Source organism: Aeromonas sp. S15(2024), from assembly GCF_041402265.1.
GTDB classification, from domain to species: Bacteria; Pseudomonadota; Gammaproteobacteria; order Enterobacterales; family Aeromonadaceae; genus Aeromonas; species Aeromonas dhakensis.
In genome coordinates this window covers 741,449-767,093 of sequence record NZ_JBGLQY010000001.1, presented here as the reverse complement: position 1 = coordinate 767,093, position 25,645 = coordinate 741,449, and the positions used below count along the sequence as shown (strand labels likewise).

23 protein-coding genes are annotated in these 25,645 nt (G+C 62.7%); 10 read left to right on the top strand and 13 right to left on the bottom strand.

The genetic code is table 11. The features are described 5' to 3' along the window. Nucleotides 1–51: 51 nt before the first annotated feature. Complete coding sequence (gene rluF, locus ACB033_RS03600) at nt 52–1,086, bottom strand: 23S rRNA pseudouridine(2604) synthase RluF (RefSeq protein WP_139725655.1); 1,035 nt, start codon at nt 1,084–1,086, stop codon at nt 52–54. A 471-nt stretch (nt 1,087–1,557) separates the two neighbouring features. On the opposite strand from rluF, the gene ACB033_RS03595 reads away from it, so the two are divergent. Then, nucleotides 1,558–3,141: a carboxylesterase gene (locus tag ACB033_RS03595; RefSeq protein WP_139725656.1), complete on the top strand. Its 1,584-nt coding sequence runs from the start codon at nt 1,558–1,560 to the stop codon at nt 3,139–3,141. A gap of 114 nt (nt 3,142–3,255) precedes the next feature. Here ACB033_RS03595 and ACB033_RS03590 read toward each other — a convergent pair whose 3' ends face one another. Beyond that, entirely contained in the window at nt 3,256–3,624 is a 369-nt protein-coding gene (locus ACB033_RS03590) for a VOC family protein (protein ID WP_139725657.1), read from the bottom strand. Between the two features lie 349 nt (nt 3,625–3,973). Between ACB033_RS03590 and ACB033_RS03585 the strand changes: the two genes are divergently transcribed. Then, on the top strand, nt 3,974–4,651 hold the full coding sequence (locus ACB033_RS03585; RefSeq protein WP_240041768.1) for an HNH endonuclease signature motif containing protein: 678 nt from the start codon (nt 3,974–3,976) through the stop codon (nt 4,649–4,651). 57 nt (nt 4,652–4,708) lie between these two features. Here ACB033_RS03585 and ACB033_RS03580 read toward each other — a convergent pair whose 3' ends face one another. From ACB033_RS03580 to ACB033_RS03565, 4 genes are all read right to left on the bottom strand, one after another. Further along, a complete protein-coding gene (locus ACB033_RS03580) occupies nt 4,709–5,296 on the bottom strand; it encodes a histidine phosphatase family protein (protein WP_017781763.1) in 588 nt (195 codons plus the stop codon). Between the two features lie 142 nt (nt 5,297–5,438). Continuing rightward, nucleotides 5,439–6,092: a transcriptional regulator gene (locus ACB033_RS03575; RefSeq protein WP_005299461.1), complete on the bottom strand. Its 654-nt coding sequence runs from the start codon at nt 6,090–6,092 to the stop codon at nt 5,439–5,441. Between the two features lie 58 nt (nt 6,093–6,150). After that, complete coding sequence (locus ACB033_RS03570) at nt 6,151–7,440, bottom strand: serine dehydratase subunit alpha family protein (protein ID WP_017781764.1); 1,290 nt, start codon at nt 7,438–7,440, stop codon at nt 6,151–6,153. A 22-nt stretch (nt 7,441–7,462) separates the two neighbouring features. Then, nucleotides 7,463–7,846 (bottom strand): Rid family detoxifying hydrolase, encoded by a 384-nt coding sequence (locus ACB033_RS03565; protein WP_005299455.1) that lies wholly within the window; start codon nt 7,844–7,846, stop codon nt 7,463–7,465. A gap of 257 nt (nt 7,847–8,103) precedes the next feature. Here ACB033_RS03565 and ACB033_RS03560 point away from each other — a divergent pair, with 257 nt between their 5' ends. The 3 genes from ACB033_RS03560 (at nt 8,104) to ACB033_RS03550 (ending at nt 12,157) form a co-directional block, all read left to right on the top strand. Further along, nucleotides 8,104–9,399: an aromatic amino acid transport family protein gene (locus tag ACB033_RS03560; RefSeq protein WP_205124895.1), complete on the top strand. Its 1,296-nt coding sequence runs from the start codon at nt 8,104–8,106 to the stop codon at nt 9,397–9,399. Between the two features lie 193 nt (nt 9,400–9,592). Next, the gene (locus tag ACB033_RS03555; RefSeq protein WP_139725660.1) at nt 9,593–11,599 is read left to right on the top strand and encodes a methyl-accepting chemotaxis protein; all 2,007 of its coding nucleotides are present in this window, start codon (nt 9,593–9,595) and stop codon (nt 11,597–11,599) included. A gap of 267 nt (nt 11,600–11,866) precedes the next feature. Beyond that, nucleotides 11,867–12,157 (top strand): hypothetical protein, encoded by a 291-nt coding sequence (locus ACB033_RS03550; RefSeq protein ID WP_162519901.1) that lies wholly within the window; start codon nt 11,867–11,869, stop codon nt 12,155–12,157. 64 nt (nt 12,158–12,221) lie between these two features. Here ACB033_RS03550 and ACB033_RS03545 read toward each other — a convergent pair whose 3' ends face one another. After that, nucleotides 12,222–12,410, bottom strand: coding sequence for a hypothetical protein (locus ACB033_RS03545; RefSeq protein WP_010634417.1), 189 nt, complete (start codon nt 12,408–12,410; stop codon nt 12,222–12,224). A 313-nt stretch (nt 12,411–12,723) separates the two neighbouring features. Between ACB033_RS03545 and ACB033_RS03540 the strand changes: the two genes are divergently transcribed. The 3 genes from ACB033_RS03540 (at nt 12,724) to ACB033_RS03530 (ending at nt 16,455) form a co-directional block, all read left to right on the top strand. Next, nucleotides 12,724–13,632, top strand: coding sequence for a LysR substrate-binding domain-containing protein (locus tag ACB033_RS03540; protein ID WP_017779227.1), 909 nt, complete (start codon nt 12,724–12,726; stop codon nt 13,630–13,632). Nucleotides 13,633–13,957: 325 nt separating this feature from the next. Further along, on the top strand, nt 13,958–15,940 hold the full coding sequence (locus tag ACB033_RS03535) for an alkyl/aryl-sulfatase (RefSeq protein WP_139725661.1): 1,983 nt from the start codon (nt 13,958–13,960) through the stop codon (nt 15,938–15,940). Next, a complete protein-coding gene (locus ACB033_RS03530) occupies nt 15,937–16,455 on the top strand; it encodes a hypothetical protein (protein ID WP_162852106.1) in 519 nt (172 codons plus the stop codon). The genes ACB033_RS03535 and ACB033_RS03530 overlap by 4 nt, the downstream gene beginning before the upstream one ends. 78 nt (nt 16,456–16,533) lie before the next feature. On the opposite strand, the gene speA is transcribed toward ACB033_RS03530, so the two are convergent. Both speA and ACB033_RS03520 read right to left on the bottom strand, forming a co-directional pair. Continuing rightward, a complete protein-coding gene (speA, locus tag ACB033_RS03525) occupies nt 16,534–18,435 on the bottom strand; it encodes a biosynthetic arginine decarboxylase (RefSeq protein ID WP_005299427.1) in 1,902 nt (633 codons plus the stop codon). A gap of 735 nt (nt 18,436–19,170) precedes the next feature. Then, nucleotides 19,171–19,548, bottom strand: a complete 378-nt coding sequence (locus tag ACB033_RS03520) for a hypothetical protein (RefSeq protein ID WP_336290427.1) — start codon at nt 19,546–19,548, stop codon at nt 19,171–19,173. Here ACB033_RS03520 and pepT point away from each other — a divergent pair. Further along, complete coding sequence (gene pepT, locus ACB033_RS03515; RefSeq protein WP_139725964.1) at nt 19,504–20,727, top strand: peptidase T; 1,224 nt, start codon at nt 19,504–19,506, stop codon at nt 20,725–20,727. The genes ACB033_RS03520 and pepT overlap by 45 nt on opposite strands. Before the next feature lie 144 nt (nt 20,728–20,871). Continuing rightward, nucleotides 20,872–22,596 carry a lysophospholipid acyltransferase family protein gene (locus ACB033_RS03510; RefSeq protein WP_139725965.1) on the top strand — a complete coding sequence of 575 codons (1,725 nt, stop codon included), beginning with the start codon at nt 20,872–20,874 and terminating at the stop codon, nt 22,594–22,596. Nucleotides 22,597–22,658: 62 nt separating this feature from the next. Here ACB033_RS03510 and ACB033_RS03505 read toward each other — a convergent pair whose 3' ends face one another. The 4 genes from ACB033_RS03505 to ACB033_RS03490 all read right to left on the bottom strand — a co-directional run bounded on the left by ACB033_RS03505 (nt 22,659) and on the right by ACB033_RS03490 (nt 25,613). After that, on the bottom strand, nt 22,659–22,970 hold the full coding sequence (locus ACB033_RS03505; RefSeq protein ID WP_123245904.1) for a SelT/SelW/SelH family protein: 312 nt from the start codon (nt 22,968–22,970) through the stop codon (nt 22,659–22,661). Between the two features lie 37 nt (nt 22,971–23,007). Beyond that, nucleotides 23,008–24,129: an adenosylhomocysteinase gene (locus ACB033_RS03500; RefSeq protein WP_371140333.1), complete on the bottom strand. Its 1,122-nt coding sequence runs from the start codon at nt 24,127–24,129 to the stop codon at nt 23,008–23,010. Between the two features lie 186 nt (nt 24,130–24,315). After that, nucleotides 24,316–25,053 (bottom strand): hypothetical protein, encoded by a 738-nt coding sequence (locus ACB033_RS03495; RefSeq protein ID WP_025201907.1) that lies wholly within the window; start codon nt 25,051–25,053, stop codon nt 24,316–24,318. Continuing rightward, nucleotides 25,053–25,613, bottom strand: a complete 561-nt coding sequence (locus tag ACB033_RS03490; protein WP_010634427.1) for a YceI family protein — start codon at nt 25,611–25,613, stop codon at nt 25,053–25,055. The genes ACB033_RS03495 and ACB033_RS03490 overlap by 1 nt, the downstream gene beginning before the upstream one ends. Nucleotides 25,614–25,645 lie beyond the last annotated feature (32 nt).

Genomic DNA, 25,645 nt, shown 5'->3' with positions numbered 1-25,645 from the left:
CGGCCTGTGGCCGGTGTTTTTTTACTGTCAACGCAGGGAGTGAGAGAGCGCCTAGCGCCCCTTCTTCTGCCGCCCACCCTGACCGGCGCGCGGTTTGCCGGCGGCCGGTTTGGCCCCCTTGTTCGGGGCGCCTTTACCTGCGCTCCCTTTGGCCGAGCCGCCTTTGCCCGCAGCACCCTTGCCTGCTGGGGTCCGTTTCTCGAACGCCTCCGGACCCGGCACGTTGGGGCGGCCACCAATCTCGTGATCGTCATCGCGCCGTGGCTTCTTGCCCGGTGCCGACTTGCTGCCTTGCACCGCAGGCGCCTTGGGTTTGCCACCCTGGGCATTGCCCGGTTGCGCCCCCTTGGCCGGTTTCACCTCGGAGGAGGAGTCTTCAATCAGCTTGAACAGTTCGATCAGCTCGTCACCGTCGAGATCGCGCCACTCGCCCACCGGCAGCCCCTTGAGGCTGACGTTCATGATGCGGATACGCTCGAGCTTGGTCACCTCGAAGCCGAAGTGCTCGCACATGCGGCGGATCTGGCGGTTCAGCCCCTGCACTAGCGTGATGCGAAACACGAACGGCGCCTCTTTCTTCACCTTGCACTTCTTGGTGACGGCCCCCAGGATCGGCACGCCGGCGCCCATGCCCCGGATAAACTCGTCGGTCACCGGCTTGTCGACGGTCACCAGATACTCTTTCTCGTGATCGTTGCCCGCCCGCAGGATCTTGTTGACCAGATCGCCGTGGTTGGTCAGGAAGATGAGCCCCTGGGAGTCCTTGTCGAGCCGGCCGATGGGGAAGATGCGGGTACTGTGGTTGACGAAGTCGACGATGTTGTCCTTCTCCCCCGCCTCTGTGGTGGAGACTATGCCCACCGGCTTGTTGAGGGCGATAAAGACCAGGCTGTCCGCCTCGCGCGGCTCGATCACCTGGCCGTTGACCTTGACCAGATCCCCGGCAAACACCTGATCCCCCACCCCGGCCCGCTTGCCGTTGATGAAGACACAGCCCTGCTCGATGAAGCGATCGGCCTCGCGACGCGAGCAGATGCCGCTCTCGCTGATGTATTTGTTCAGACGCATGGATTCATCAGCCAGCATGGGTCACCTGCCAGCGGCCCACGGCCTGCGCATGTATCATCAGAGCGCGGGATGGCCGGCTCACCAGGTCAAAATTGTGCATATCACTCCATCTTTAAAACCGGCCGAGGTCGGCCTTGTCAGCAAAAAACGCCGGCACATTAGCACATTGCTCTGCCGCACACGCAGGATAGTTGCAGCAGGCCGGCACAGCACCCCGTAAAATGCGCGCCGCGTCACGCCAAAACGGTGCGCCATGCGTCTCCATATAAACGGCGCCGCAGGCGGCAAGTGCCGCCATGAAAGCGCCTTATCCCCAGACCTGACAATGCCCAATGCCTCCCCCCCTGGCGCCCCTCATTAACCTCATCCCGGCCTGCTACCTGTACTTATCACCTTGTTTCCCTTAGGCTTTAAGCCAACTTTCGAGCTTGAGTACGGCTGCCGTGGACGCGGAGCCGCCCCTCTTTTATCAGTGCCAAGGACTCTGCCATGCTGGCTCGCACCCGTCGCCTCGTTCGCCGCCTTCTTCTCAGTCTGCTGGGCTTGCTGCTGTTCGGCTGGGCACTGATCGCCTACTTCGCCTGGCAGGCTGAACCGCTACAACCCTGGCACACCCTGGTGCCGCCCGAGCTCAGCGCCGAGCAGCTCGATAACAGCGACTGGCAGGCCTATCTGGCCCACGAGCAGCAGCTGTTCGAGCTGGTGACCAAGGAGGTGATCGCCAGAACGCCGCCGGAGCAGCAGCTCGACAGCAATCGCTACTATAAGGATGCCCCCATCAATCCGGCTCATTTCGAAACTGACTGGAACCGCACCTATCTGCTGCGCCCGAGCGGTGAGGTGAAAGGGGTGGCGGTGTTCCTGCACGGTTTGACCGACTCCCCCTACAGCCTGCGCCACCTGGCCCAGCGCTACCGCGAGCAGGGCTTCATCGCCCTGGGGCTGCGCATCCCAGGCCACGGCACCGTGCCGGCCGGGCTGGTCGACATCGACTGGGAGACCTGGCTGGCCGCCACCCGGCTGGCGGTGCGCGAAGCCAGGGTACTGGCGCCAAGCCCGCTGCCACTGCATCTGGTGGGGTTTTCCAACGGCGGCGCACTGGCGGTGAAATATGCGCTCGATGCGGAAGGTGACAAGACCGGCACGCTGGCAAGGCCGGATCGGCTGGTGCTAATCTCCCCCATGATAGGGGTGACCCGCTTTGCCCGCTTCGCCGGCCTCAAGGCGGTGCCCGCCCTGCTGCCCGCATTTGCCAGCGCCGCCTGGCTCGACACCATGCCGGAGTTCAACCCCTTCAAGTACAACTCGTTTCCGGTCAACGGCGCGCGCCAATCCTACCGGCTGACCCACGCCATCCAGCAGCAGGTGCGTGAGCAGGCCGCCAGCGGCGCACTTGCGGCCTTCCCGCCCACCCTCACCTTCCAGTCGGTGATGGACTACACCGTCAGCACCCGCTCCATCATCGCCGATCTCTATCACTTCCTGCCTGCCAACGGCAGCGAGCTGGTGCTGTTCGACATCAACCGCGGCACCCTGTTCGGCCCACTGCTGAGCAGCGCCTCCGAACTGGCACTGAGCCACCTGCTGCCGCGCCCGCCGCTCTCCTACCGGCTGACGGTGGTGGGCAACCAGGCTCCCGCCAGCACCCGCACCCAGGCCAGCAGTTTGCCGGCTGGCGGCGGGCCTGAGCAGATCCAGCCCCTCGACATCGACTACCCCAGGGAGATCTACTCCCTCTCCCACGTGGCCCTGCCCTTCCCGATGGATGACCCCCTCTACGGCATGGCGCCACGGCCCGAGCAGCGGGAGCAATACGGTATCAATCTGGGGGGGCTGGCCCTGCGCGGTGAGCGCGGGGTGCTGATCGTCAACCCCGGCGCCCTCACCCGCACCTCCTCCAACCCCTTCTACCCCTATCTGCAGCAGAAGGTGATAGAGACGCTGACCGCGCCTGCCCAACCGCCGGTCGGCAAACAACCAACCCCGGTCTGGGACAGCGAAGACGAGGCCGCCTATCAGGCTGAGCGGGAAGCGTTTCTAAACGATGGGCAGGAGAGCGAGGCTCCCTTCTAGAGCCCTTGCCAGGGCCCGTTGCGGCTGTGTGTCAGTATGGTGCTGACGTAGGCCCCCTCAGTACTTGCTCAGGCAGGGCGGCATCCACCGGCCGTCACCCGATGCCAAGCGCCATCAGGGATAACGGCTGATCTCAATCAGGTTGTGATCCGGATCCAGGCAGTAGACCGACTCGATGGGGCCGCAGGCTCCGCTCTTGGTCACCGGCCCCTCTACTATCTCCACCCCGTGGCAATGGAGCTGGGCGATGACCTGTTCCAGCGGCCAGCGGGTGATGAGGCAGAGATCCCCCGAGCCCACCTGCGCCCGGTTGCGCGGCTCCTGCCCCAGCAGTTGCAGATTGATCTTCTGGTTGCCAAAGCGCAGGGCCCGGCGCCCTGCCCCAAAGGTGATGGCTTCCATGTTGAGCACTGAGCTGTAAAACACGACGGCCCGCTCGATGTCACTGACCGTCAATACCAGATGGTCGATATGGCTGATCATGTCCCCTCCTGGCTGATGTATGTCGATAGCGCTAGCCCGACAGACTGCCCTGTGGGCACCCTCATCATACCCAATTGTCTAGCAATCAACTGTGCCGAATGGCGCAAAGATGGCCGAGCAAAGCCGCTAGCTGAGTGAAGGCGGCGGTGGCCTGATCACTGCGTATGATAAGTCTCTTACAGGCCACAACTAACGTAATTGGTTGATGATGAACACATTATTGTACCGACACAGCTGAAATAAGGTGTCGATTGGATTAAGATGCGCGCCATATCAGGTAACTCGGATGGGGCCATCCCGATCATGTCGGGACTCAGGGCGACCGAGAAACAGGGCTGAGGAACCAGTTTTGCGCGAGTCATGGACAGAAGAGGAACTAAGGGCGACGGTCAGCGCCTACCTGGCGATGCGCACCATGGAGCAAAATGGCATCCCCTTCGTCAAGAAGCGCTATTACACCGAACTCGCTAACCAGTTTGGCCGCACCGAGAAGGCATTCGAATATCGAATGCAGAACATCTCCTATATCTGCGCTCTGCTAGGACGAACCTGGGTACCAGGTCTCAAGCCGGCTAAGAACGTGGGCCCCCACAATGCCCCCATCATAGAGCGCCTGCTCTGTGAACTCGATGGCCAACCCTATACCGGCAAGGCTACTTTTGAGCATCAAGTGAGCCGCTACCAGGCCAAGCCAACACTCCCCATGCCCATCGGCATCCAAGAACCACAGCAGCGTTATGGGACCAACCTTAGCTATGGTCGAGATCCAAAGGTGAAGGCTTTGGTATTGATGACGGCGGCAGGCCATTGCGAAAGCTGCGCACAACCGGCCCCTTTTCATGCCACCACGGGGGAGGCCTTTTTAGAGGTGCATCATCTGCGCACACTCGCCGAAGGGGGCTCGGATACCATCAGCAACACGGTGGCGCTCTGCCCTAATTGCCACCGTGAGCTGCACTATGGCGTCAACCAAGCACAAAAGCGTGAGGCCCTTTATCAGGCGCTACCCAGGCTGGTGCGAGAATAACGCGCCTTCGTCGCTCATAAAAAACGGCTCGCCAGTGGCGAGCCGTGTTGGTCTGGGTCAGCAGGGGATCCGCTCGATGCGGCCGCCGCTCAGTTTGAAGAAGGCATCCTGCGGCAGTTCCTGCAGCCAGGTGGTGGTGTAGTCCAAATCCGCATAGGCGCCGCGCAACATGGAGCCAAACAGCCCATGAGAGACCACGATGGCGCGCTCAGCGATGCGCTCATCCTGCAGCCAGCTCAGCGCCCGGCCCTGAATGCTCTGAAAACTCTCCCCCTCTGGGGCCTGCAGGTACCAGTCTGGCTGCTCCAGATCGAGCTCGGGGTGGGCCGCCAGCAGCTCGGGTACCCGGCGACTCTCCCACTCTCCCATCCCCAACTCCACCAGCCGCTCGTCCCAGACGATACGCGCTTGGTCCAAGCCAAGCTGCTGGCACACCCGCTCCGCGGTCTGGCGCGCCCGGCCGAGGGGGCTGGCGTAAATGGTCCAGTCGGCGGGCTCGGCCAGCAGCTTGGCCAGACGGGCCCCCATGGCGAGGGCTTGGGCTTCGCCCTTGGCGGTCAGTTCGGAGTTGCAGCGCCCCTGCAGTCGCAGTTCGGCGTTGTAACGGGTCTGGCCGTGGCGCAGCAGATAGAGGGTACGGGACATGGTTTCTCCAGCAGGTTCAACGAGATAACAAAAACAAGAGAGGCATGGTAGCAGATGTGCCGGGGCAGCCAAGGCACAGACGGGGGAAAGAAAAAAACAAAACGGGTCAATGGTGACCCGTTTATGCCGGCAGGCTCCGTGCTCAGCCCTTCTTGATCTCCCGCAGATAGCGGTAGATGGAGTGAACCGAGATGCCGAGCTGGCGAGCCGCTATCTGGGCGCTGTCTTTGAGCTCGAAGATGCCGAGCTCGTGCAGCTGGTTGACCATGACCCGGGTCTTCTGGGACGGGGGCACCGCCTCGTTGCCGCGCACCTCGGCACTGACGGTGTCGATGGTGCTGTTGAGGGCCTCGTCGATGTTGCGGGCAAAGACCTCAGGGGTGGCGTGACCATCGTGGCCATGCAGGCACTCCGGCATCATGGTGCGCAGCACGGATTGCAGCGGGGCATCCATGTCGGTGTTGATGCAGAGCAAGCCGATGGCCTGCCCTTCTCCATTGCGAATGACGGTGGTGAGCGAGCGCAGCGTCTTGCCGGTGGCGCACTTGGTCATGTAGGGGCTGGAGATATCCTGCCCGCTCTTGAGTTTCATCATCGCCAGGTTGGTGATGGGGGCACCGACGCTACGCCCCGTGATATGGCCGTTGGCAATCTTGATGATCGACGGATTGCGCGCATCCAGGCTGTGCAGCAGCACCTCGGTGTGCTGACCATACATGGCGGCGATGCCGTCCACGATGATCTCCATCGCCTTGAGGATCTCGAAATCGGTCTGACTCAGCTCTTGCAGCTTCACATTGAAACCTTATAAAAGGGCCGCCGACCCGGGCAAGGGCGGCAGCCGACAGGGACACTCAGGCGGACATGATATCAATAATGGTGCTGTCTGTGGCAGACATGCCGTCTTTGACCATCTGGCCCACGTTGCGAATGGTCTGCTCCACGTTGCCCGCCACGATCCCCTGCCCCGACACTGCATGGCTGTTGAGCGCCATCAGGAAGCCGCGCACCGCCGCCCCGGAGGAGGTGCTCACCTTCATGGCGCAGGAGGCCTTGGCGCCGTCACACACCATGCCGGCGCTGTCGCTCAGCACGTTCTGGATGGCGTGGCAGGATTGTTCGAAACTGCCGCCCGCCAGATAGACCATGGCCATGGCCGCCGCCGCGCTGGTGACCGTGTTGCCGCAAAAGGCCGACAGCGGCGGATAGTGGGACTTGATGTAGATGGCCCCCAGGTGGCTCATGATGAGGGCGCGGGCCAGCTGCTCTTCGCTGGCACCGAAGCGCTCGGCGATGACCACCACCGGGATGGTGGCGGCGATGCCCTGGTTGCCGCTGCCAAAGTTGCTCATGGCCGGCAGGCTGGCGCCCCCCATGCGGGCATCGGAGGCCGCCGCGGTGCGCATCACGATGCGGTTCATCACGTCCTCGCCGATGAGGCCGGCCTGGATGTTCTGCTGCATGGTGCGGCCAATTTCGAGGCCGTAAGGGTTGTTCATCCCCTCGTCGGAGAGTTTGCCGTTGAGCTCGGAGGCCTGCAGGATAAAGCGGATCTGCTCGAACTCCACCTGGGTGGCGAATTCATGAATGGCGGCGATGCTGATGTCGACCCCGTCGCAGATGGCGCCGGTGGCACCGCCCTGGCCCTGCTCGGCCGTGAAGGTCACTTCATCATTGCGGCGCTGCTCGACGATGCGGGTATGGCCGCCGCACAGGGTCACCTCGGCGCTGTGCTCGGTGCCCTCTGCATCAAGGCCCAGCAGCCGGACCCGGCAATAGATGAACTCGGGGGCCGAGGTGCGGCTCACCTGCACCTGGCCTGCATCGATCAGCGCCTGCGCCTCTGCGACCTGAGCCGGCGTGATGGCGGCCAGCACCTCCAGCCCGGCCTCGGCGTTGCCGCCGATGGCGCCGGCGGCAGCGGCAATGGCCAGCCCGATCTTGCCGGTGCCCGGTACATAGACCCCCATGGAGTTCTTGTAGAGGTTGTCCGAGACCACCACCTCCAGCCGGATGGGCTTGCAGCCCAGTTGCCGGGCGGCGACGGCGGCGGCATAAGCGGCGGCGATGGGCTCGGTACAACCCAGCGCCGGTTTGACAACCTGTTGAATAATCTGCAGATACTGCTGCCACGCTTGCTTCATCAGAACACCCTTTCTATCAACATTAACCAGCGATGTGAGCGATCGCTTCCACTTCCACCCTGACACCCATCGGCAGATCCTTCACGGCAAAGCAGCTGCGGGCCGGACAATCTTTCAGGAAATAGCGTTTATAAACCTCGTTGAACGCGGCAAAATCACTGATCTCGGCGAGATAGCAGGTGGTCTTGAGCACAGTATCCAGGTTGCCGCCGGCGGCTTCCAAGACATGCTTGAGGTTCTCCAGCGCCTGACGGCTCTGGGCTTCGATGCCCCCTTCCACCACGCCTCCCTGCTGTTTGCACACCGGCAGCTGGCCAGAGGTAAAGATGAGGTCGCCATAGGCAGTGCCATGGCTGTAGGGACCGATGGCATCGGGTGCGGCATCCGCCACGATGATCTTTTTCATATCGCCACTCCTTAAAATGCAATTATTTTTGCAATAATTTGTAATCAACAGTCTTGTCTTGTTCAATATTATTTGCTCATTAATCATTTCATTCAACAAAAACCTGCAAAAACAGCGATAAATTCGGTAATAGTGCAAATGGAAAGCGTGATCAGCCTCCCTTTTTGGGTACAAGAGCGATAAAAGACATTGTTTTGCCACTTTTTATTCAACTATATTTGCACTTGATTTTTACCCCTACAAAAACAAGGTATTTTATGGACGCGCACAGTACGACACTCACCCGGCCCGTGATGGGCACGCTGGAATGGAAAGAAGCGGTTCGTTTTGACAGCACCGACTGGGGCTGGGTCATCATGAGCATCGGCATGGCCATCGGGGCGGGGATCGTCTTCCTGCCGGTGCAGGTGGGACTGATGGGGCTGTGGGTGTTTCTGCTGTCGGCGGTGATCGGCTACCCGGCCATGTACATGTTCCAGCGCCTCTTCATCAATACCCTGGCCACCTCGCCCGAATGCAAGGACTACCCCAGCGTCATCAGCGGCTACCTCGGCAAGAACTGGGGCGTGCTGCTCGGCGCCCTCTACTTCGTGATGCTGGTGATCTGGGTGTTCGTCTACTCCACCGCCATCACCAATGACAGCGCCTCCTTCCTGCAAAGCTTCGGGGTCACCCAGCAACTGCTCTCCGAGAATCCCTTCTACGGGCTGGTGCTGATCTGCGCCCTGGTGGCACTGGCATCGCGCGGCGAGAACCTCTTGTTCAAGATCTCCACCTTAATGGTGCTGACCAAGATCAGCGTGGTGGCAGTGCTCGGCCTGATGATGGTGGGCAAGTGGGACGCCGCCAACATCACCGCCATGCCGGACAGCGGTGACTGGCTGAAGGATGCCATCGTCATGCTCCCCTTCACCCTCACCTCCATTCTCTTCATCCAGAGCCTGAGCCCCATGGTGATCTCCTACCGCTCCCGGGAAAAATCCCTGGAAGTGGCCCGCTTCAAGGCGATGCGCGCCATGAACATCGCCTTCGGCATCCTGTTCGTGGTGGTGTTCTTCTACGCCGTCTCCTTCACCCTGGCCATGGGCCACGAGCAGGCGGTCAAGGCCTCCGAGGAGAACATCTCGGCGCTGGCCATGGTGGCCCAGGGCATGCCGGGCCAGACCCTCAAGCTGCTCAGCCTCACCTTAAACATCTTCGCGGTGATGACCGCCTACTTCGGCGTCTATCTGGGCTTTCGCGAGGCCTGCCAGGGGCTGGCGATGAACCTGCTGCGCCGGGTGATGCCGGAAGATCGCATCAACAAGGGGCTGGTAGGCAAGGGCATCATGGTGTTCACCGTGCTGCTCTCCTGGGGGGCCATCGTGCTCAATGCCCCGGTGCTGAGCTTCACCTCCATCTGCAGCCCCATCTTCGGCATGGTGGGTTGCCTCATCCCGGCCTACCTGGTCTATCAGGTGCCGGCGCTGCACAAGTACAAGGGGGTTTCCCTCTACATCATCATCGTCACCGGTCTGCTGCTCTGCGTCTCACCCTTCCTCGCCTTCAACTGATCTGCCGGCACCCTGTGTCATCGGCGGCGGGCCACCCTGAGGGTGGCCCGTCTGTTTGACCCATTCAGCCCCCTTCCAGAGTGAAAAAGCCAAGAGGATCACAACTTCCACCGCCCTTCCAACCGAGCCTCCCCGGCGAGGAGTAATATCCAGCCATCCCGCTACACGCCCCCCTCGGGGCCCGAGGCTTCATATGAAATGGATATTCATGCCCGCCATCCGGCTCGGCAATCAGCTCTCCTTCAAATACAAGTTTTTGCTCTGGTCCTGCCTGATGCTGCTGCCGCTGGCCTACAGCATGACCAACCTGCTGGGCCGGCTGCAGGACGACAATGCCCAGGCCCGCAAGGAGCTGGCTGGCGTGGTCAAGCTGGCGCCGCTACCCGCCATCGAGCAGGCCCTGCTGAGCCATCGCAACCTGGTCACCCGGCACGGCTATGAGCAGAACCCGGTCGGCGAAGAGGAGATCAAGGCCGCGGCCCAGGCCGTCGATGCGAGCCTTGCCGCCTTTGCCGCCAGCGGACAGCAAAACCCCACCTTCGATGCCCTCGCCCAGGGCTGGGCCGGCCTGCAAAACGAGGCGCTCGGGCTCGAGGTGGATCAGAGCAACCTGCGCCACGACAAGCTGCTGACCGAGGTGCGCCACCTCTACAAGAGCATTACCGCCGCCAGCAGCCTGGTGCAGGATCCCGTGCTCGGCACCTACAACATGGTGGTGCTCGCCAGCGAGCGGTTGCCCCAGCTGCGCGATCTGCTGGCCCAGGTACGGGATCGGGCCGCCACCATCGCCGACTTCGGCCTGTTTCAGGCGCAAGGCTACAGCGCACTGCGCTTTCGCCTCGACCTCATCAACGCCACCCTGCAGGAGCTGGAGGCCGACCTGACCCTGCTCTACGAGATGGCGCCCGCCTATCGCAGCGAGCTGGGCCAGCAGACCGACGCCCTGTTGCTACAGGCCCATCAGGGGGTCGACACCCTGGAAAACAAGATGATGAAGGATCAGCAGGTGCAGCTCTCCAGCCAGGAAGTGCTGGCGCTGGGGGATGGGCTGGATGCCGCCATCACGGCACTGGCCGGTCAGGTGCGCCAGCGGCTGGAGGCGGATCTGCACCAGCGCATGGCCGCCAACCAGCGCCACTTCTGGTGGGTAACCGGGCCGCTGACTGCCATTCTGCTGGTCTATCTCTACCTGATGATCGGCGCCTACCTCTCCTTGCGCGCCACTGTGGGTCGGGTGCGAGAGATCGCCGCCCGGGTCAACGCCCAGGATCTCGGCCAGCAGATCGAGATCGTCGGCCAGGATGAGCTGGCCGCCATCAGCCGGGATTACAACGTGACCCTGCAGACCCTGCGCACCCTGATGCTGCGGGTGCGGGAGAACGGCGTCAGCGTGGTGGAGAGCGCCACCGAAATCGAAGCGCGGACCTGCCGCTCCCAAGAGGTGATCGCCGATCAGCAAGGGGAGACCCATCAGGTGGCCACCGCCATCAAGGAGCTGGCCGCCACCTCCCACGACATGGCAGGCAACGCCCAGCAGGCCGCCCGCATGACCCAGGAGGCGCAGGCCGTGGTGGGCCAGGGCGAGGCGGTGGTCGAGCGCACCATCACCGCCATCGACCACATCAACCGCGAGGTACTGCGTACCGCCGAGGCCATCGGCCAGCTGGAGCAGCAGTGCAGCCAGATTGGTGGCGTCATCGGGGTGATCCGCGGCATCGCCGAGCAGACCAACCTGCTGGCCCTCAATGCTGCCATCGAGGCAGCCCGCGCCGGCGAGCAGGGGCGTGGCTTCGCGGTGGTGGCCGACGAGGTGCGCTCGCTGGCCAGTCGCACCCAGGGGGCCACGGTCGAGATCCAGCAGATGATCGAGCAGTTGCAAACCGGCGCCCGCGCCTCGGTCAGCGCCATGTCCGCCGCCAGCCGCGAGGCGCAGGAGGGGGTCGGTCTGGCCCAGGAGGCCCAGCAGGCCTTTGGCGCCATCACCGAGCGGGTGGGCAGCATGGTCGACACCAACTCGGTCATTGCCAGCGCCATCGAGCAGCAGGGGGCCGTGGTCAACGAGATAGAGCGCAACGTGGTGCGCATCTCCGATGGCAGTGACGAAGCGCTGCAGGTAGCCAACGCGGCCCGCGACGCCGCCCGCCAGATCCACCAGCTCACCGAGCAGCTGCGTGCCATGGTGCAAAGCTTCGTGCTCTGAGCCGGCGCCCGTCACCCACGCCAGCCCCTTGCTGGGCTGGTTTTTTTGCAAATTCAGACCGTCAGGCTGCATTGTTTTTCTTGGCGAAAAAAGTATCGACTACCCATTGTGCAATGAGATGAAAGCGGGGTAATCTGCAGCCACAACAAGATTCGAACGTTACCTTTATTGCCTGCAACAGGCCCGGGGATCAGTTCGACGCCCCAGAGGCAGTTCGACAAGAGGAAGCTCGCATCACGACACAACCGTTCAGGCGAGGTATCGCAAATGGCGAAGTACCAGTTTTTCTCTATCCCGGCCTCCAACCGGCAGCAGTACACCTTTATCGACATGGCCTCCCCCACCTTTCTGATTGAGAAAGCCGCGCTGCTGGCGCAGGGGTTCGAGATAGAAGAGGATTTCATCGACGCGGCCAACCCGCGCGAGGCGGTGGAGAAGTATTGCTCCAACTTCCTCTACGTGGCCGACGAGATGGGCAAGTCGGACGCCGGTTACGCCGCGGCCGTCGCCGTGCATGCGCTCGGCAAGGCGCTGCGGGGGCAGCGCCAAGAAAATTGAATAAATTGAGCAGATAGACGACATGCAGCCATCGGCAAGCTGCCGATGGCTGCAGCAATATGGTTCAACCGCAGGCGAGCTGGCGGAGCATCTCGATAAGCTCCTCCTCGCTGCTGGGCTCATAAGCCAGCGTCATGCTCGGCGCCGCCCCTCCCATCAGCATGTAAACGTGCGTGCTGCAGTGGTCATAGTGATACCACTTACCGTCGATACAGACGTCGGTATAACATCTCGGGTCCCTTTCAAGTTCCATACATCCATCCTTCTGTTACCTACTACCCACATCCTTTTTCGACCGTAAAGTAACCAGAGCGTTACAAACTTGATGCAGATCAAGCCAGGTTGCCGACGCCACCATTTCTCGGTAAAAGAGCCCCGAAAGGCGCTTCTTCTGCCTCAGCGATGGTCATATGCTGCTCGTTAAGTTCTCAGTCAGCCACGCCCGCCACAATGTGAGCTGGGGCAGCGGATCCTGCGCAGCCCCTCAGGCGCCCTTCACCCCATGGCGGGGCCCGGCGACAGCCAGCGCCTGGCGCCACACGACCAGGCCCGCAGAGGAGGTATAGATGAGCCACTCCCACATAGATCTGAACCTGTTTCGCATCTTCGATCGCGTCATGACCGAGAAGGGGGTATCGGCCGCGGCCGCCAGCCTGGAGATGACCCCCGCCGCCATCAGTCAGGCCATTCGCAGGCTCAGCGATCTCATCGGCGAGCCCCTGTTTCGCCGCGATGGCCGCGGGATCATCCCCACCAGCCGTGCCCTCGCCCTGCACCGGGAGATCCGCACCGCCCTGCACACCATGGAGCGCTCCCTGCTGCTCAATCAGGCGTTCGATCCCCTCACCAGCCAGCGCATCTTTCGCATCGCCAGCCACCCGGACCTCGATCTCCTGCTGTTGCCGGCGCTGCTCGCCCATCTGGCCAGGGTGGCGCCCCACTGCCGGGTGGAGTCGGTGCCCGGCATGTTTGAAGAGCACCTGCGTCAGCAGGCGCTGCGCCTTCGCAACATCGACCTGGTGCTGGCCAGCACGGCGCTGGAAGAGACCGGCTTTTGCAACGAATCCCTGCTGACCCTGGAGCTCAGGGTAGCCTGTCGCGCCGATCATCCGCGCATCGGGGAGAGCCTCGACTTCGAGACCTTCTTTGCCGAGGAGCACGTGGTCTGGGATGTGCGCCGCAAGGACGACTGGGTCATCCGCAGCCTCAGCGAGCAGGCCCTGCCCCCCCGCAAGATTGCCTACGAGAGCAACGCCCTGCTCACCGCCCTCTCCCTGGTCAGCCAGACCGAGTGGCTCTGCGTGGTCAGCCAGTGGCATGTCGCACAGGTGCGCGACACCCTGCGGCTCAAGGATTTTCCGCTGCCCTGGGCCTCCAGCCACTGTCCCGTCTACATCAGCTGGCACCAGGCGCAGGGCCGGGATCCCGCCCTCCAGTGGTTTATCCGCCAACTGCACCTGATTGCCGCAAGCTGACCCTCCTCATTTAACCACCGCTTAACTGTCGTTTATTGCCGGCTGCCATGATTGTTGCGGCCGGCTTGACTACTCTGGTGCCGACCCCGTTGCCGTGCCCTCGGCGCAATGCCGCAACGCCCGACTAACCAAGCGATGCTGGCCATGTTCATGGGACATGTCGTCAGGGGCATCTCTCGCCCAACGTTTCACTCCGGGTCCGGATAGCGCCAGCCATGGCTGGCGTCATCTCGGCTACCCGTCACTCACCCTGTTTATTACTGGGAGGCATCAGAGTCTGACTACACTTGGTCCTGCCTGCCCACCACAATCTGGAGAAAGACAGATGAAGCTCAAGTTCTCGACGCACACCATTGTCACCCTATGGCTCTCCGGCTCCCTGCTGTTGCAGCCGGCCTGGGCCGTCATCAACCCCAAGCCAGCCAGCGAATTTACCATCCAGGCCAACCAGAATGTGCTGCACACCCTGCCATTCAACGACAAGCAGGATTTCGAGGACGCCCGGCGCGGCTTCATCGCCAAACCGGATACCCTCACCATCAAGGATGAGCAGGGCAACGTGGTGTGGGATCTGGAGCAATACAAGACCTACATCGGCCTGGACAAGACGGCGCCGGATACCGTCAACCCGAGCCTGTGGCGCAATGCCCAGCTGAACATGGAGTACGGGCTGTTCAAGGTGACCGACAAGATTTACCAGATCCGCGGCTTCGATCTCTCCAACATCACCTTCATCCAGGGTGACAAGGGATGGATCGTCTTCGACCCGCTGATCTCGCCGCAGACCGCCAAGGCTGCCCTCGCCTTCATCAACAAGACCCTGGGCGAGCGGCCGGTCACTGCCGTGGTCTACAGCCACTCCCACGTGGATCACTACGGCGGGGCCGCCGGCCTCTTCAACTCGCCGGACGAGGTGAAAAAGAACGGGGTTCAGATCATCGCCCCCGAAGGGTTCACCGAGCATGCGGTCTCGGAAAACGTCATCGCCGGCAACGCCATGGCCCGCCGCGCCGTCTACATGTATGGCGCCCTGCTGCCGCGCAATGCCCAGGGAGGCGTGAATGGCGGCCTGGGGCAGACTACCTCCACCGGCGTGCCCTCCCTGCTGCTGCCGACCCGTTTCATCACCAAGAGTGGGGAAGAGGTCACCCTGGACGGCGTGCGGATGGTCTTCCAGATGACCCCGGGCACCGAAGCGCCGGCCGAGATGAACACCTGGTTCCCGGAGAGCAAGGCGCTCTGGATGGCCGAGAACACCACCAACACCATGCACAACATCCTCACCTTGCGCGGCGCCCAGGTGCGCGATGCCCTCAAGTGGTCCAGCTACCTCAACGAGACCATCGAGACCTGGGGCAACCAGGCCCAGGTCAAGTTCCAGAGCCACCACTGGCCACGCTGGGGCAATGCCAGCATCGTCGACTACTTCAAGAAGCAGCGGGATCTCTACAAGTACATCCACGATCAGTCGGTGCGGCTGATGAACATGGGCTACACGGGTGAGGAGATTTCGGAGAAGATTGCCCTGCCCCCCGAGCTCAACGACTTCTGGCCGAACCGCGGTTACTACGGCACCCTGCGCCACAACAGCCGGGCCGTCTATCAGCGCTACATGGGCTGGTACTCCGGCAACCCCTCCGATCTGGACAACCTGCCACCCGAGATGGTCGGCCCCAAATACGTCGAGTTCATGGGCGGTGAGCAGGCGCTCCTGAAGAAAGCCAAGGCGTCGTTCGACAAGGGGGAATATCGCTGGGTAGCGGAAGTGCTCAAGCATCTGGTGTTCGCCAACCCGAACAACCAGGAGGGCAAGCTGCTGCTGGCCGATGCGCTCGAGCAGCTGGGTTATCAGGCCGAGTCCGGCCCATGGCGCTCCGTCTATCTGCAGGGGGCCTATGAGCTGCGCAACGGCGTGCCCACCGCTGGCGGTACCGTCACCGCCTCGCCGGACACCATTCGCGCCATGAGTCCCAGCATGCTGTTCGACTATCTGGCGGTGCGGATCAATCCGGAGAAAGCGGCCGGCAAGAAGATGGTCATCAACATGGACTTCACCGACATCGGAGAGAAACACACCCTGAGCCTGGAGAACGCCGTGCTCAACCACACCACCCACTATGCCGCCAAGCCGGATGTCACCCTCACCCTGAGCAAGCAGACCCTGGACGACATCCAGCTGGGCCAGGGCACGCTGGAGCAGAAGATCGCCAGCGGCGAGATCAAGGTTCAGGGGAACCCGCAGACCTTCAGCGACTTCGTCGGCCTGCTCGACAAGTTCAACTTCTGGTTCAACATAGTGACCCCATGATGCGACGCACCCTGCGCGTGTGCATGACCCTGCTCTGCCTCATCCCCGGGATGGGGCAGACCTGCGGTTATGACGCCCTCTACCCCAATCCGTTTGAACAGAGCTGGCCCGGCACACTCGACGTTGCCATGGCGACCGCGGCAGCGGTCAATGATGACAGGGTGGCCCGTCTGCCCACCCTCACCGGCGAGGCGGGGTTTGCCCGCAGCCAGGCCTGGCTGCAGACCCTGAAGAGCCGCTTCCAGCAGGCCGGCGTCAGGGGCGGCGTCTCCATCCTGCTGATCGATTCCGGGCTCTGGTCGAGGCTGCGTGGCAAGGAGTCACTGCTGCTCCAGCTCCATACTGCCGGCCCGCACCCCAAGGATCGGATGATGCTGCTGAGCGAGGCGGCCCTCGACGCCCTGCTGGCCGGCACCCTCACCATAGAGGAGGCGCTGCGGCTGGGCGTGGTTGCCTTGCCGGGCGAGGAGGGCCGGCAGTTGCAGCATGACTTGCACCTGGCCCTGGGCTCATGACCGTTCAGACATGAAAAAAGGGAGGCATCTGCCTCCCTTTTCTTTGCTGCCATCGGGGCAACGAACCAGCGCGGCCGCTTATTCGTCTTCCAGGTAGGCGTAGCCTTGCAGACCCAGCTCCAGCTCTTCGAGCAGGGCCTTGCGAGCCGCGTCGTCCAGCGCCGGGTGGGAGACGATCCGCTGATAGTTCTCGCGGATGACGGATGGATCGATGTTGACGTAACGCAGCAGCTGGTCGACGGTGTCGCCGCGTACCACGTTGCGAATGTCCATCTTGCCTTCCTCGTCCAGCCACACTTCCGCGCAGTGGGTGTCACCGAACAGGTTGTGCAGGTCGCCGAGGATCTCCTGATAGGCACCCACCAGGAAGAAGCCGACGTGGCACTCTTCGTTCTCGCCATACACCGGCATCGGCAGGGTGCTTTCCACACCCAGACCGTCGACGTAGTGCTCGACCTGACCGTCGGAGTCACAGGTGATGTCCATCAGGATACCGCGGCGGGTGAGCGGACGCTCGAGGCCGGCCAGCGGCATCACCGGGAACACCTGACCGATACCCCAGGCATCCGGCAGGGACTGGAACAGGGAGAAGTTGGCAAAGCACTTGTCAGCCAGTTTCTCGGAGAGCTCGTCAGCCAGCGCGCGGTGGTTGCGGTTGACCGGGTTGAGCATCTCTTTGAGCGCCAGACAGGTGTTCTGGTGCAGCATCTCGGCCCAGGCGCGTTGCTCGAGGTTGAGCAGACCCATGGTGTACTGGGTATTGACGTCACCGAGGTCAGCCACCGAGTCGTGGAAGATCTCCAGCAGGGAGGGATCTTCGCCGCGCAGATCCAGCCACCCTTTCCACATGTTCTGCAGAATGGTCGGTGCATCCTCGTCCGGCGCGCTGATGTCGTTCATCTCCACCCCTTCGGCACCAATGATGTTGGTGACCAGCACGGCGTGGTGAGCGGTCAGGGCACGGCCGGACTCGCTGATGATGGTCGGGTGCGGCAGGTCGAACTCGCGGCACACGTCGCCGATGCCCCACACCACGTTGTTGGCGTACTCGGAGAGGCTGTAGTTGGCGGAGCAGTGGCTCTGGGAGCGGGTGCCCTCGTAGTCCACCCCCAGGCCGCCGCCCACGTCAACCACTTCGATGTTGGCACCGAGGCGACGCAGTTCGGCGTAGAAACGGCCGCACTCGCGGATGCCGCCCTGGATGTCGCGGATGTTGGCAATCTGGGAACCCAGATGGAAGTGCAGCAGTTGCAGGCAGTCCAGCTTACCCAGGCCGCGCAGACGCTCGATCAGCGCCAGGATCTGGGAGGCGGACAGACCGAATTTGGACATGGAGCCGCCGCTCGATTCCCACATGCCGGAGCCGGTGGAGGCGAGCTTGGCACGCACCCCGATGTTGGGCTTGATGTTGAGGCGAGCTGACTCGTCCAGCACCATTTCCAGCTCGGAGGGCTTCTCCACCACGATGTAGACCTTGTGGCCCATCAGGTTGCCCAAGAGGGCGTGGCGGATATATTCGCGGTCTTTGTAACCGTTGCAGACGATCACCGAGCCTTGCTCATGGTGATGGGACAGCACGGCCAGCAGTTCCGGTTTGGAACCAGCTTCCAGGCCAAGCCGGGGCTTGTCGCTGTAGGACTGGCTGATGGTCTCGATGACGCGACGCTGCTGGTTTACCTTGATCGGGTAAACGCACAGGTAGTCCCCTTCATAGCCTGACTTCTCGATGGCCTGACCGAAGGCGTTGAACAGCGCATCGACCCGGCTCTTGAGGATGTCGGGGAAACGCAGCAGTACCGGAGTGGTCAGCCCGGATTGACGCAGTTGTTCGATGGCATCGGAGAGCACGATCTGTGCGTCAGGGCGTGACTTGTCGGGAGCGACGGTCACATGACCGGCGTCATTGATGTTGAAAAAACCCGCACCCCAGTAGGGAACGTTGTAGACCTTCAAGGAGTCCTTGCTGGACCAGTTAGTCATGGGCTATGCCTCGCAAATGAGCGGCCGGTGGCCGCCTTCGTTACCCTCAATCACATCCAGACCATCGATGAGCAGGTGTGGCGCGCCGAAGCGGCCTGCGGGCGAGCAAGGCAAGAAGTCCGGCACCGGGCGCTGACGCCGCGGGTTGACCTGAACGTTCACCTGTCGCCACCTCCCTGGTTCATCGCGGCAAGCCTAGGCTGCCTGGTGGATCTTGGGGAAGTAACGAGTCTTGATGTGGGGCTGGTGGCTTTACATCAAGCTCAACGGTATGCGGTGCTGCAATCAGCGCCGCGGTACTTTGATGACAAACGACATCAGCCACGTCGTTCGTTCATCATTCGGCAGCCGTCACGACAGCAGGGGAGGGTTTCAAGGAAGAGATGCGAAGGCGTCAGCACGCAAGCGTGTTGATAGACGACAACAACCACAGCCAGCTCACCGCCAGTGACCGCCCATGACAAGGGAAGATGATGAGCCGATGGCTCACTCGGTCAGCCGGAAAATGAGAGTCCGTTGTTCTCCCTGATACCGGAGCCTAACCGGTATTAAAGAAACCATACCCTAGCAGTGTCTGTCGTTTCTGCGTGCCTCGCCCTATAGGCGTATGATCCTGCGGGAGTCTGGCGGCCTCTGCCTGCTCAGGGTTGCCCTTGGATCGGCGCGGAGTGTACACACTTACCGCCAGCGGTGACAATAAAAAATAGTGTTCAAAAACAGCTTTTCATAAGGCGATCAAATCTTGCTGCCAGCGGGCCTGGCAAGCGGGGGGAGAAGTCCCGCCACGCGCCCTTTTTCACCCTGAAAATAACCCCGTCTGGCCCGCCCTCGCCCCTCCCCCGCCACCAAGGGCATTGACGGAAAAATGAGTCCCATCACAAGCCGCTTAAAAATGCGGTTGATGGACCATTTTATGCTGTCATTGATATCAACAACCACAGCCTCAACCACCTTACACCTTTCCAACCCGATCTTCGCCAAAAAATGTGGCAAAAACTGCGCTGACGCAAAAAGCCCCGCCGCCAGATTGGCCACAATGACCCTCCACCACAGGTTTGAGGCTTGCCAATGGATACCTTGCTTGAGCGTTTTCTGCGTTACGTGACTTTTCATACCCGCTCCGATGCGACCAATCCCGTCTGTCCCAGCAGCGAAGGGCAGCTCGTCTTCGCCCGTGCCCTCTGTGATGAAATGACGCAGATGGGGCTGAGCCGGGTCACCCTGGACGAGCACGGCTACCTCACCGCCTGCCTGCCGGGCAATCAGCCGGACGCGCCGGCCATCGGCCTCATCGCCCACATGGATACCGCCGACTACGAGGCGGCGCACGTGGTGCCCCAGATCATCGAAAACTATCAGGGGGGGGACATCTGCCTGGGCAAGGGTGACGAGGTGCTGGCCATTCGCGACTACCGTTTCTTGAAAAACTACCTGGGCCAGGATCTCATCACCACCGACGGCACTACCCTGCTGGGGGCCGACGACAAGGCGGGCATCGCCGAGATCCTCAGCGCCATCGACCACCTGCTGGCCCACCCCGAGATCCCCCGCGGCGATGTCTGGCTTGGTTTCACCCCGGACGAGGAGATAGGCCGAGGCGCCGACCGCTTCCCGCTGGACCGCTTCCCGGCCAAATGGGCCTACACGGTAGACGGCGGCGAGCTGGGTGAGCTCGAGTACGAGAACTTCAACGCCGCCGGCGCCACCGTGCGCTTTATCGGCAACAACGTGCACCCCGGCACCGCCAAGGGCAGCATGATCAACAGCCAGACCCTGGCCGCCCGCTTCCATGCCGCCATGCCCGCCGAGCAGACCCCGGAGTGCACCGACGGCTATCAGGGCTTCTTCCACCTGGCCCAGATGAACGGCACAGTGGAGGAGACCTGCCTGCACTACATCATCCGCGACTTCGACGACGAGGGTTTCGCCGCCCGCAAGGCCCAGCTCAAGGAGCGGGTCGCCTCCTTGCAGTTGGAGGCGCCAAAAGCGCGCATCGAGCTCACCCTGACCGACAGCTATCGCAACATGCGCAGCCAGATCGAGCCGCACATGCACATTGTCGAGCTGGCCAAGGCCGCCATGCTGGCCGCCGACGTGGCGCCAAAGATAAAACCCATTCGCGGCGGCACCGACGGAGCCCGCCTCTCCTTCATGGGTCTGCCCTGCCCGAACATTTTCACCGGTGGCCACAACTTCCACGGCAAGCACGAGTTCATCCCGCTGCAATCCATGGAAAAAGCGGTCGCCACCCTGGTGGAACTGGTGCGCCTGACTTCGGCCTGGCGCGACTAGACCAGCCATCGTCACCGCCATGACCACAAGAGGGGGAGCCGGTTCACCGGCTCCCCCTCTTTGCCATCAAACTGTCATCCCGCTGCCATCGGGCGGGAACAAAAGGGCGTCACGCTAGGGCAACGACTCATCGGAGCCCAGCCCATGTTCAGTGTCGATGCCCTGCTACAACAACACCTGCCCCGCCTGTCGGCCAACGACCTGCTACGCCCCCTGCTTCGACAAGGGCTGCGCTGGCTGCTGCACGAGCAGGCGTTTCAACGCTTCGCCGCATGCCACCCCCATCTGCGCGGACTCGACTTCGTCGAGCAGGCGCTGACCGAGCTCGACTTCGACTACCGGGTGAGCGAGGCCCAGCTCGAGCACATTCCGGCCAGTGGCCGGGTCATCATAGTCGCCAACCACCCCATCGGCTCCCTCGACGGGCTGGCCCTGCTGCGTCTGCTCGGCCGCATCCGGCCGGACGTCAAGATAGTGGCCAACCAGTTGCTGTCCCAGCTGACGCCGCTGCGCCCCCTGCTGCTGCCGGTGGACAACCTGGGGGGCAAGACGGACAGGCGCGCCATCCTGGCGATGGGGGAACACCTGGCGGGAGAAGGGGCGCTGGTGATCTTTCCCGCCGGCGAGGTGTCGCGCCTCGGCCCCAAGGGGGTCAAGGACGGCCCCTGGCAATCAGGCTTCATCAAGCTGGCCCAGCGCACCCGCACCCCGCTGGTGCCGATCCATCTGGACGGGCGCAATGGGCTCTCCTTCTATCTCGCCGCCTGGCTCAACAACGACTGGGCCGGGCTGTTGCTGGTCAAGCAGCTGTTTCGCCAGCAGGGCAAGCGCATCGCCATCACCATAGGTGCCCGCATTCCGGTGAGCGGGGTGCAGGAGCTGCCCGCCAAGAGCGCGGCCCGGCTGGTGCGCAGCCACCTCTACCGAGTCGGGCGTGGCAAGCGGGGCTTGCTGGCCACCGAAGCCCCTATCGCCCTGCCGGAGGAGCGCCGTCAGCTCAAGCAGGCCATCGAATCCTGCGAGGCCCTCGGCCACACCCCGGACGGTCAGGGGATCTACCTCTACCGACGCCACGAGCTGAGCCACTCGGTGATCCTGCGCGAGCTGGGGCGCCTGCGGGAGATCGCCTTTCGGGCAGTGGGGGAAGGCTCCGGCAGACGGCGGGATCTCGACACCTTCGACGATGACTATCACCACCTCATCCTCTGGGATCCGGCCCGGCTCGAGATCATCGGCGCCTACCGTTTCGCACCGGTGGCCGAGCTGCTGGCCAGCAAGGGGCTAGGCGGCCTCTACAGCCACACCCTGTTTGGCTTTGAAGAGAAACTACTGCCCAGGCTGGAGCTTGCCATCGAGCTTGGCCGCAGCTTCATCCAGCCCGCCTACTGGGGCAAGCGGGGGCTCGATTACCTCTGGTTTGGCATCGGCGCCTATCTGGCCCGCTATCCCCGCTATCGCTACCTGTTTGGCCCGGTGTCGCTCTCCGGCAGCCTGCCGGTGGCGGCCAAGGATCTGCTGGTGAGCTTCTATCGCCAGCACTTTGCCCCCGAGCTCGCGCTCGCCCCCTCGCGCCGCCCCTACCCCGCCACGCCGCCGCTGTTTGCCGGGCTGGATTACGGCGCCGATCTCAAGGAGCTCAAGGCCCGCCTCGACAACCTGGGCTGCGCCATCCCCACCCTCTACAAGCAATACTCCGAGCTGTGCGAGCCGGGCGGTGTGCAGTTCATGGATTTTGGCATCGACCCCGACTTCAACCACTGCATCGACGGCCTAGTGTGGGTGGATGTGAGCCGCCTCAAGCCCCACAAGCGGGCCCGCTATATTGGCCTCCCTGCCGAAGATAAGCCGGGCACAGCTGCCGACCATTGAGCGGACGCCACAACGAGAGAGGGAGGCCAGCGCCTCCCTCTCTTTGTCATTGATGCTGTGGCCTACTCGGCGGCCGGCTTGCGATCGGCATGGCCGAGGTCGCGCTCGGGGGCAATGACATCGCGTACCCGTTGCTTGATCTCCTTGGCCTCGGGGAAGCCCTCGTCCGCCACCCGATCCCACACCAGCACCCCGTCCACCAGGATGCGAAACTCCCCCTTGCTGGCCGGCACCAGCGCCACCTCCCCCAGCTCGCTGTCGAAGGTGGAGAGCAGCTCCTGGGCCAGCCAGGCGGCGCGCAGCATCCAGCGGCAGAGGGTGCAGTAGCGGATCTCGATGCGGGGTTTGGGGGCGGACAAGGTCGTCTCGCTCATGTGGTCACTCCATCAATGGCGGCAAGAAAAAAGAGGTTCACTGAGTGACCCCGTGGAAGTCGGCCAGCCAGTGGCGGGCAATGGTGCGCATGGTCGACTGCGGCAGGTCGAACAGACCGGGGGCCAGCGGCTGCAACGCCAGCTGGCGCACCCCTTCGATGATCTCCGCCAGCACCAGGTAGACATATTCGCCGATGACGGCACCGTGGACGAAGTTGACCGCCTCGCCCCGGTTGAGCAGGAAGATGGTGCTGCCGTCGGGACGGGTCAGCGCCAGCACGTGGGGGCACACCTCTTCGCTCGGCCAGGGCAGCTGGGAGAGACAGAACGCAAACTCGTCGTCCGCCGAGGTGACCGAGGCGACCATGGTGCCGGGGCGCAGCCGCTGCAGATCCGCCAGGTCCAGCGCGCCGTTGCCGGTGGAGCAGATCACCAGCTCGGCCCGGCTGAGGGCCTCGGCCTTGCCCACCAGCTTGAAGCCATGGGAGAGCGCCTCCACCTGGCGCAGCACGTCGGTCTCCACCAGCTCCAGATGCAGGTTGCGGCACCTGAGCTCGCGGGCGATGCTGCGCCCCACCTTGCCGTAGCCGAACAGGGCGGCCTGGCAGACATTGAAGGTGCGGTTGAGGGTGCGGGCCAGGGATTCGGCGGAGTAGACCACGCTCAGGCCGATCTGGATATCCTCGGCCTGCTTGAGAGGGCTGCGCGCCACCGAGATGACCGGGGTGGACAGCACCTCCTGCTCATAGCGCTGATGACCGTTCTCGGTCATCTCCACCACCCCGAGGAAACGGGGACCGAAATACTCGCTGAGGGTGGCCTGGGTTCTGGCGAAATAGCCGCCGATATCGAGAATGATCAGCCGTTCATGGGGCGCCACCAGCGGGGCTATGTGCTCTATCACCCCCTGCGGGATATTGGTCCACTGGCGGTTGAGAGGCAGCACCGGATAGTGCTGCTGGGCCCAGGTCAGGGTCGGTCCGTGAACTGACTTGGGTTTGGGCAGGATGGCGCCGATCCGCCCGATCTGATCGAGGGCCTGGATAAACTGGGGGCGATCGGGAAGCAGATGGGTAACCAGCAGGATGCAGAGACCGTCGAGACGTCCCTGCTCGGTGAAATGGCGAAAAAACAGATGCTCAGATCCTTGACTGCGCAACTGTGGCCTCCTTAGCGCGCCGCAAACAAGCAGGCAAACAGAACCCGGTCAGACCGGGTTCTGTGTGTGTCCAGATAATTGAAAATCCTTTTTATCTGAAACCACTATGGGGCTCAATCTTTATCTGTACAGACTATGACGAAGTCGGCAACTTTTGGGTTAATTGCCTGTTTTTTATGCTAAAAATCAGTAAAGAGAGGCCTCTGGCCACACCTTCCACAGACTCAGACCCGCCCCTACGCCCGCCAGCAGGATCAGCAGGGCCCAGCGCTGGAACCAGGGTTTATTGCGCAGTGCCCACTCCAGCAGCGGCAGCAGCCAGACCGGTAGCAACACCAGCAGCGGCACTTCCACGTATTGCCAGGCGAGCATCTGCATAAAGGCCAGCGCCAACCCGAGCGCCGCAGGCGCCACCTGGCTGCCGGCAAAGGCCCCGAGCAGAGCACGGAAACCGGCGAAGGCCGCCAGCGCACCGGCCAGCTGGGCAATCAGCAGGCTGCCGTCGATGCCGATCACCAGTGCCAGCCAGATGAAGCCGAGGGCAAAGCCGAGCCCCTCGCGGCTGTCACCGCGCAGTCCGGTCCACCCCTGCCAGCCAATGGCGGGCAACAGCGCCAGCCAGATGGCGGGCTCGCTTGCCAGCACCGAGGCCAGCCCCTGCCACCATACCAGTGCCCCGAGCGCGGCAAACAGCGCAAGCGCGGCCCGCTGGTCGGCCAGCTGCGCCGCCAGGGCAGGCACCAGCAGGGTCAGCGGCAGCCATTGCCACGCCTTGACCGGCAGCCCGTAGGCTCCGCCCAGCAGGCAGCCCACCAGCCAGAGCGCCAGGGCGCCCCACAGGTATCCCAGTCGCGGCCAGCGCCACGACAGCAAAGCGGCCCCCAAAGGAGCCGCCAGGGTTTGAAGCAGGAGTGCCGCGCCCATTACTTGCGCACACCTTCGACAAACAGTGCGATGGTCATCTCGTCCGGGATGTTCGGCACCATGTAGTTCACGCCAAAGTCGCTGCGCTTGATGGTGGTGGTGGCGTTGAAGCCGCTGCGGTAGCCGCCCCAGGGATCCTTGCCTTCACCGATGTGAACCAGATCGAAGGCCACTTCCTTGGACACGCCGTGCAGGGTCAGGGTGCCTTTCAGCACGCCCTTATCCTTGGTGCCCTCGTAGCCGGAGCTGACGAAAGTCATCTTGGGATACTGCTTCACGTCCAGGAAATCGGGGCTGCGCAGGTGTTTGTCGCGTGGCTCGTGGTTGGAGTCCACGCTGGCGGCATCGATCTCGAAGCTCGCCTTGGCCGCTGCCGGGTTGGCATCGTCCATGCTGAAGGTGCCGCTGAAGGTGTTGAAACGACCCACCAGCTCGGAGAAGCCGAGGTGTCCCACCTTGAATTGCACCGTGGTATGCGCCGCATCCACATCGTAATCGGCTGCCATCAGGGGCGCCGCCATAAACAGGCAGGAGGCCAGCAGGGCCTTGGTCATCTTCATCCGTTCGTTCCTTCATATTGGGGGTTCACAAC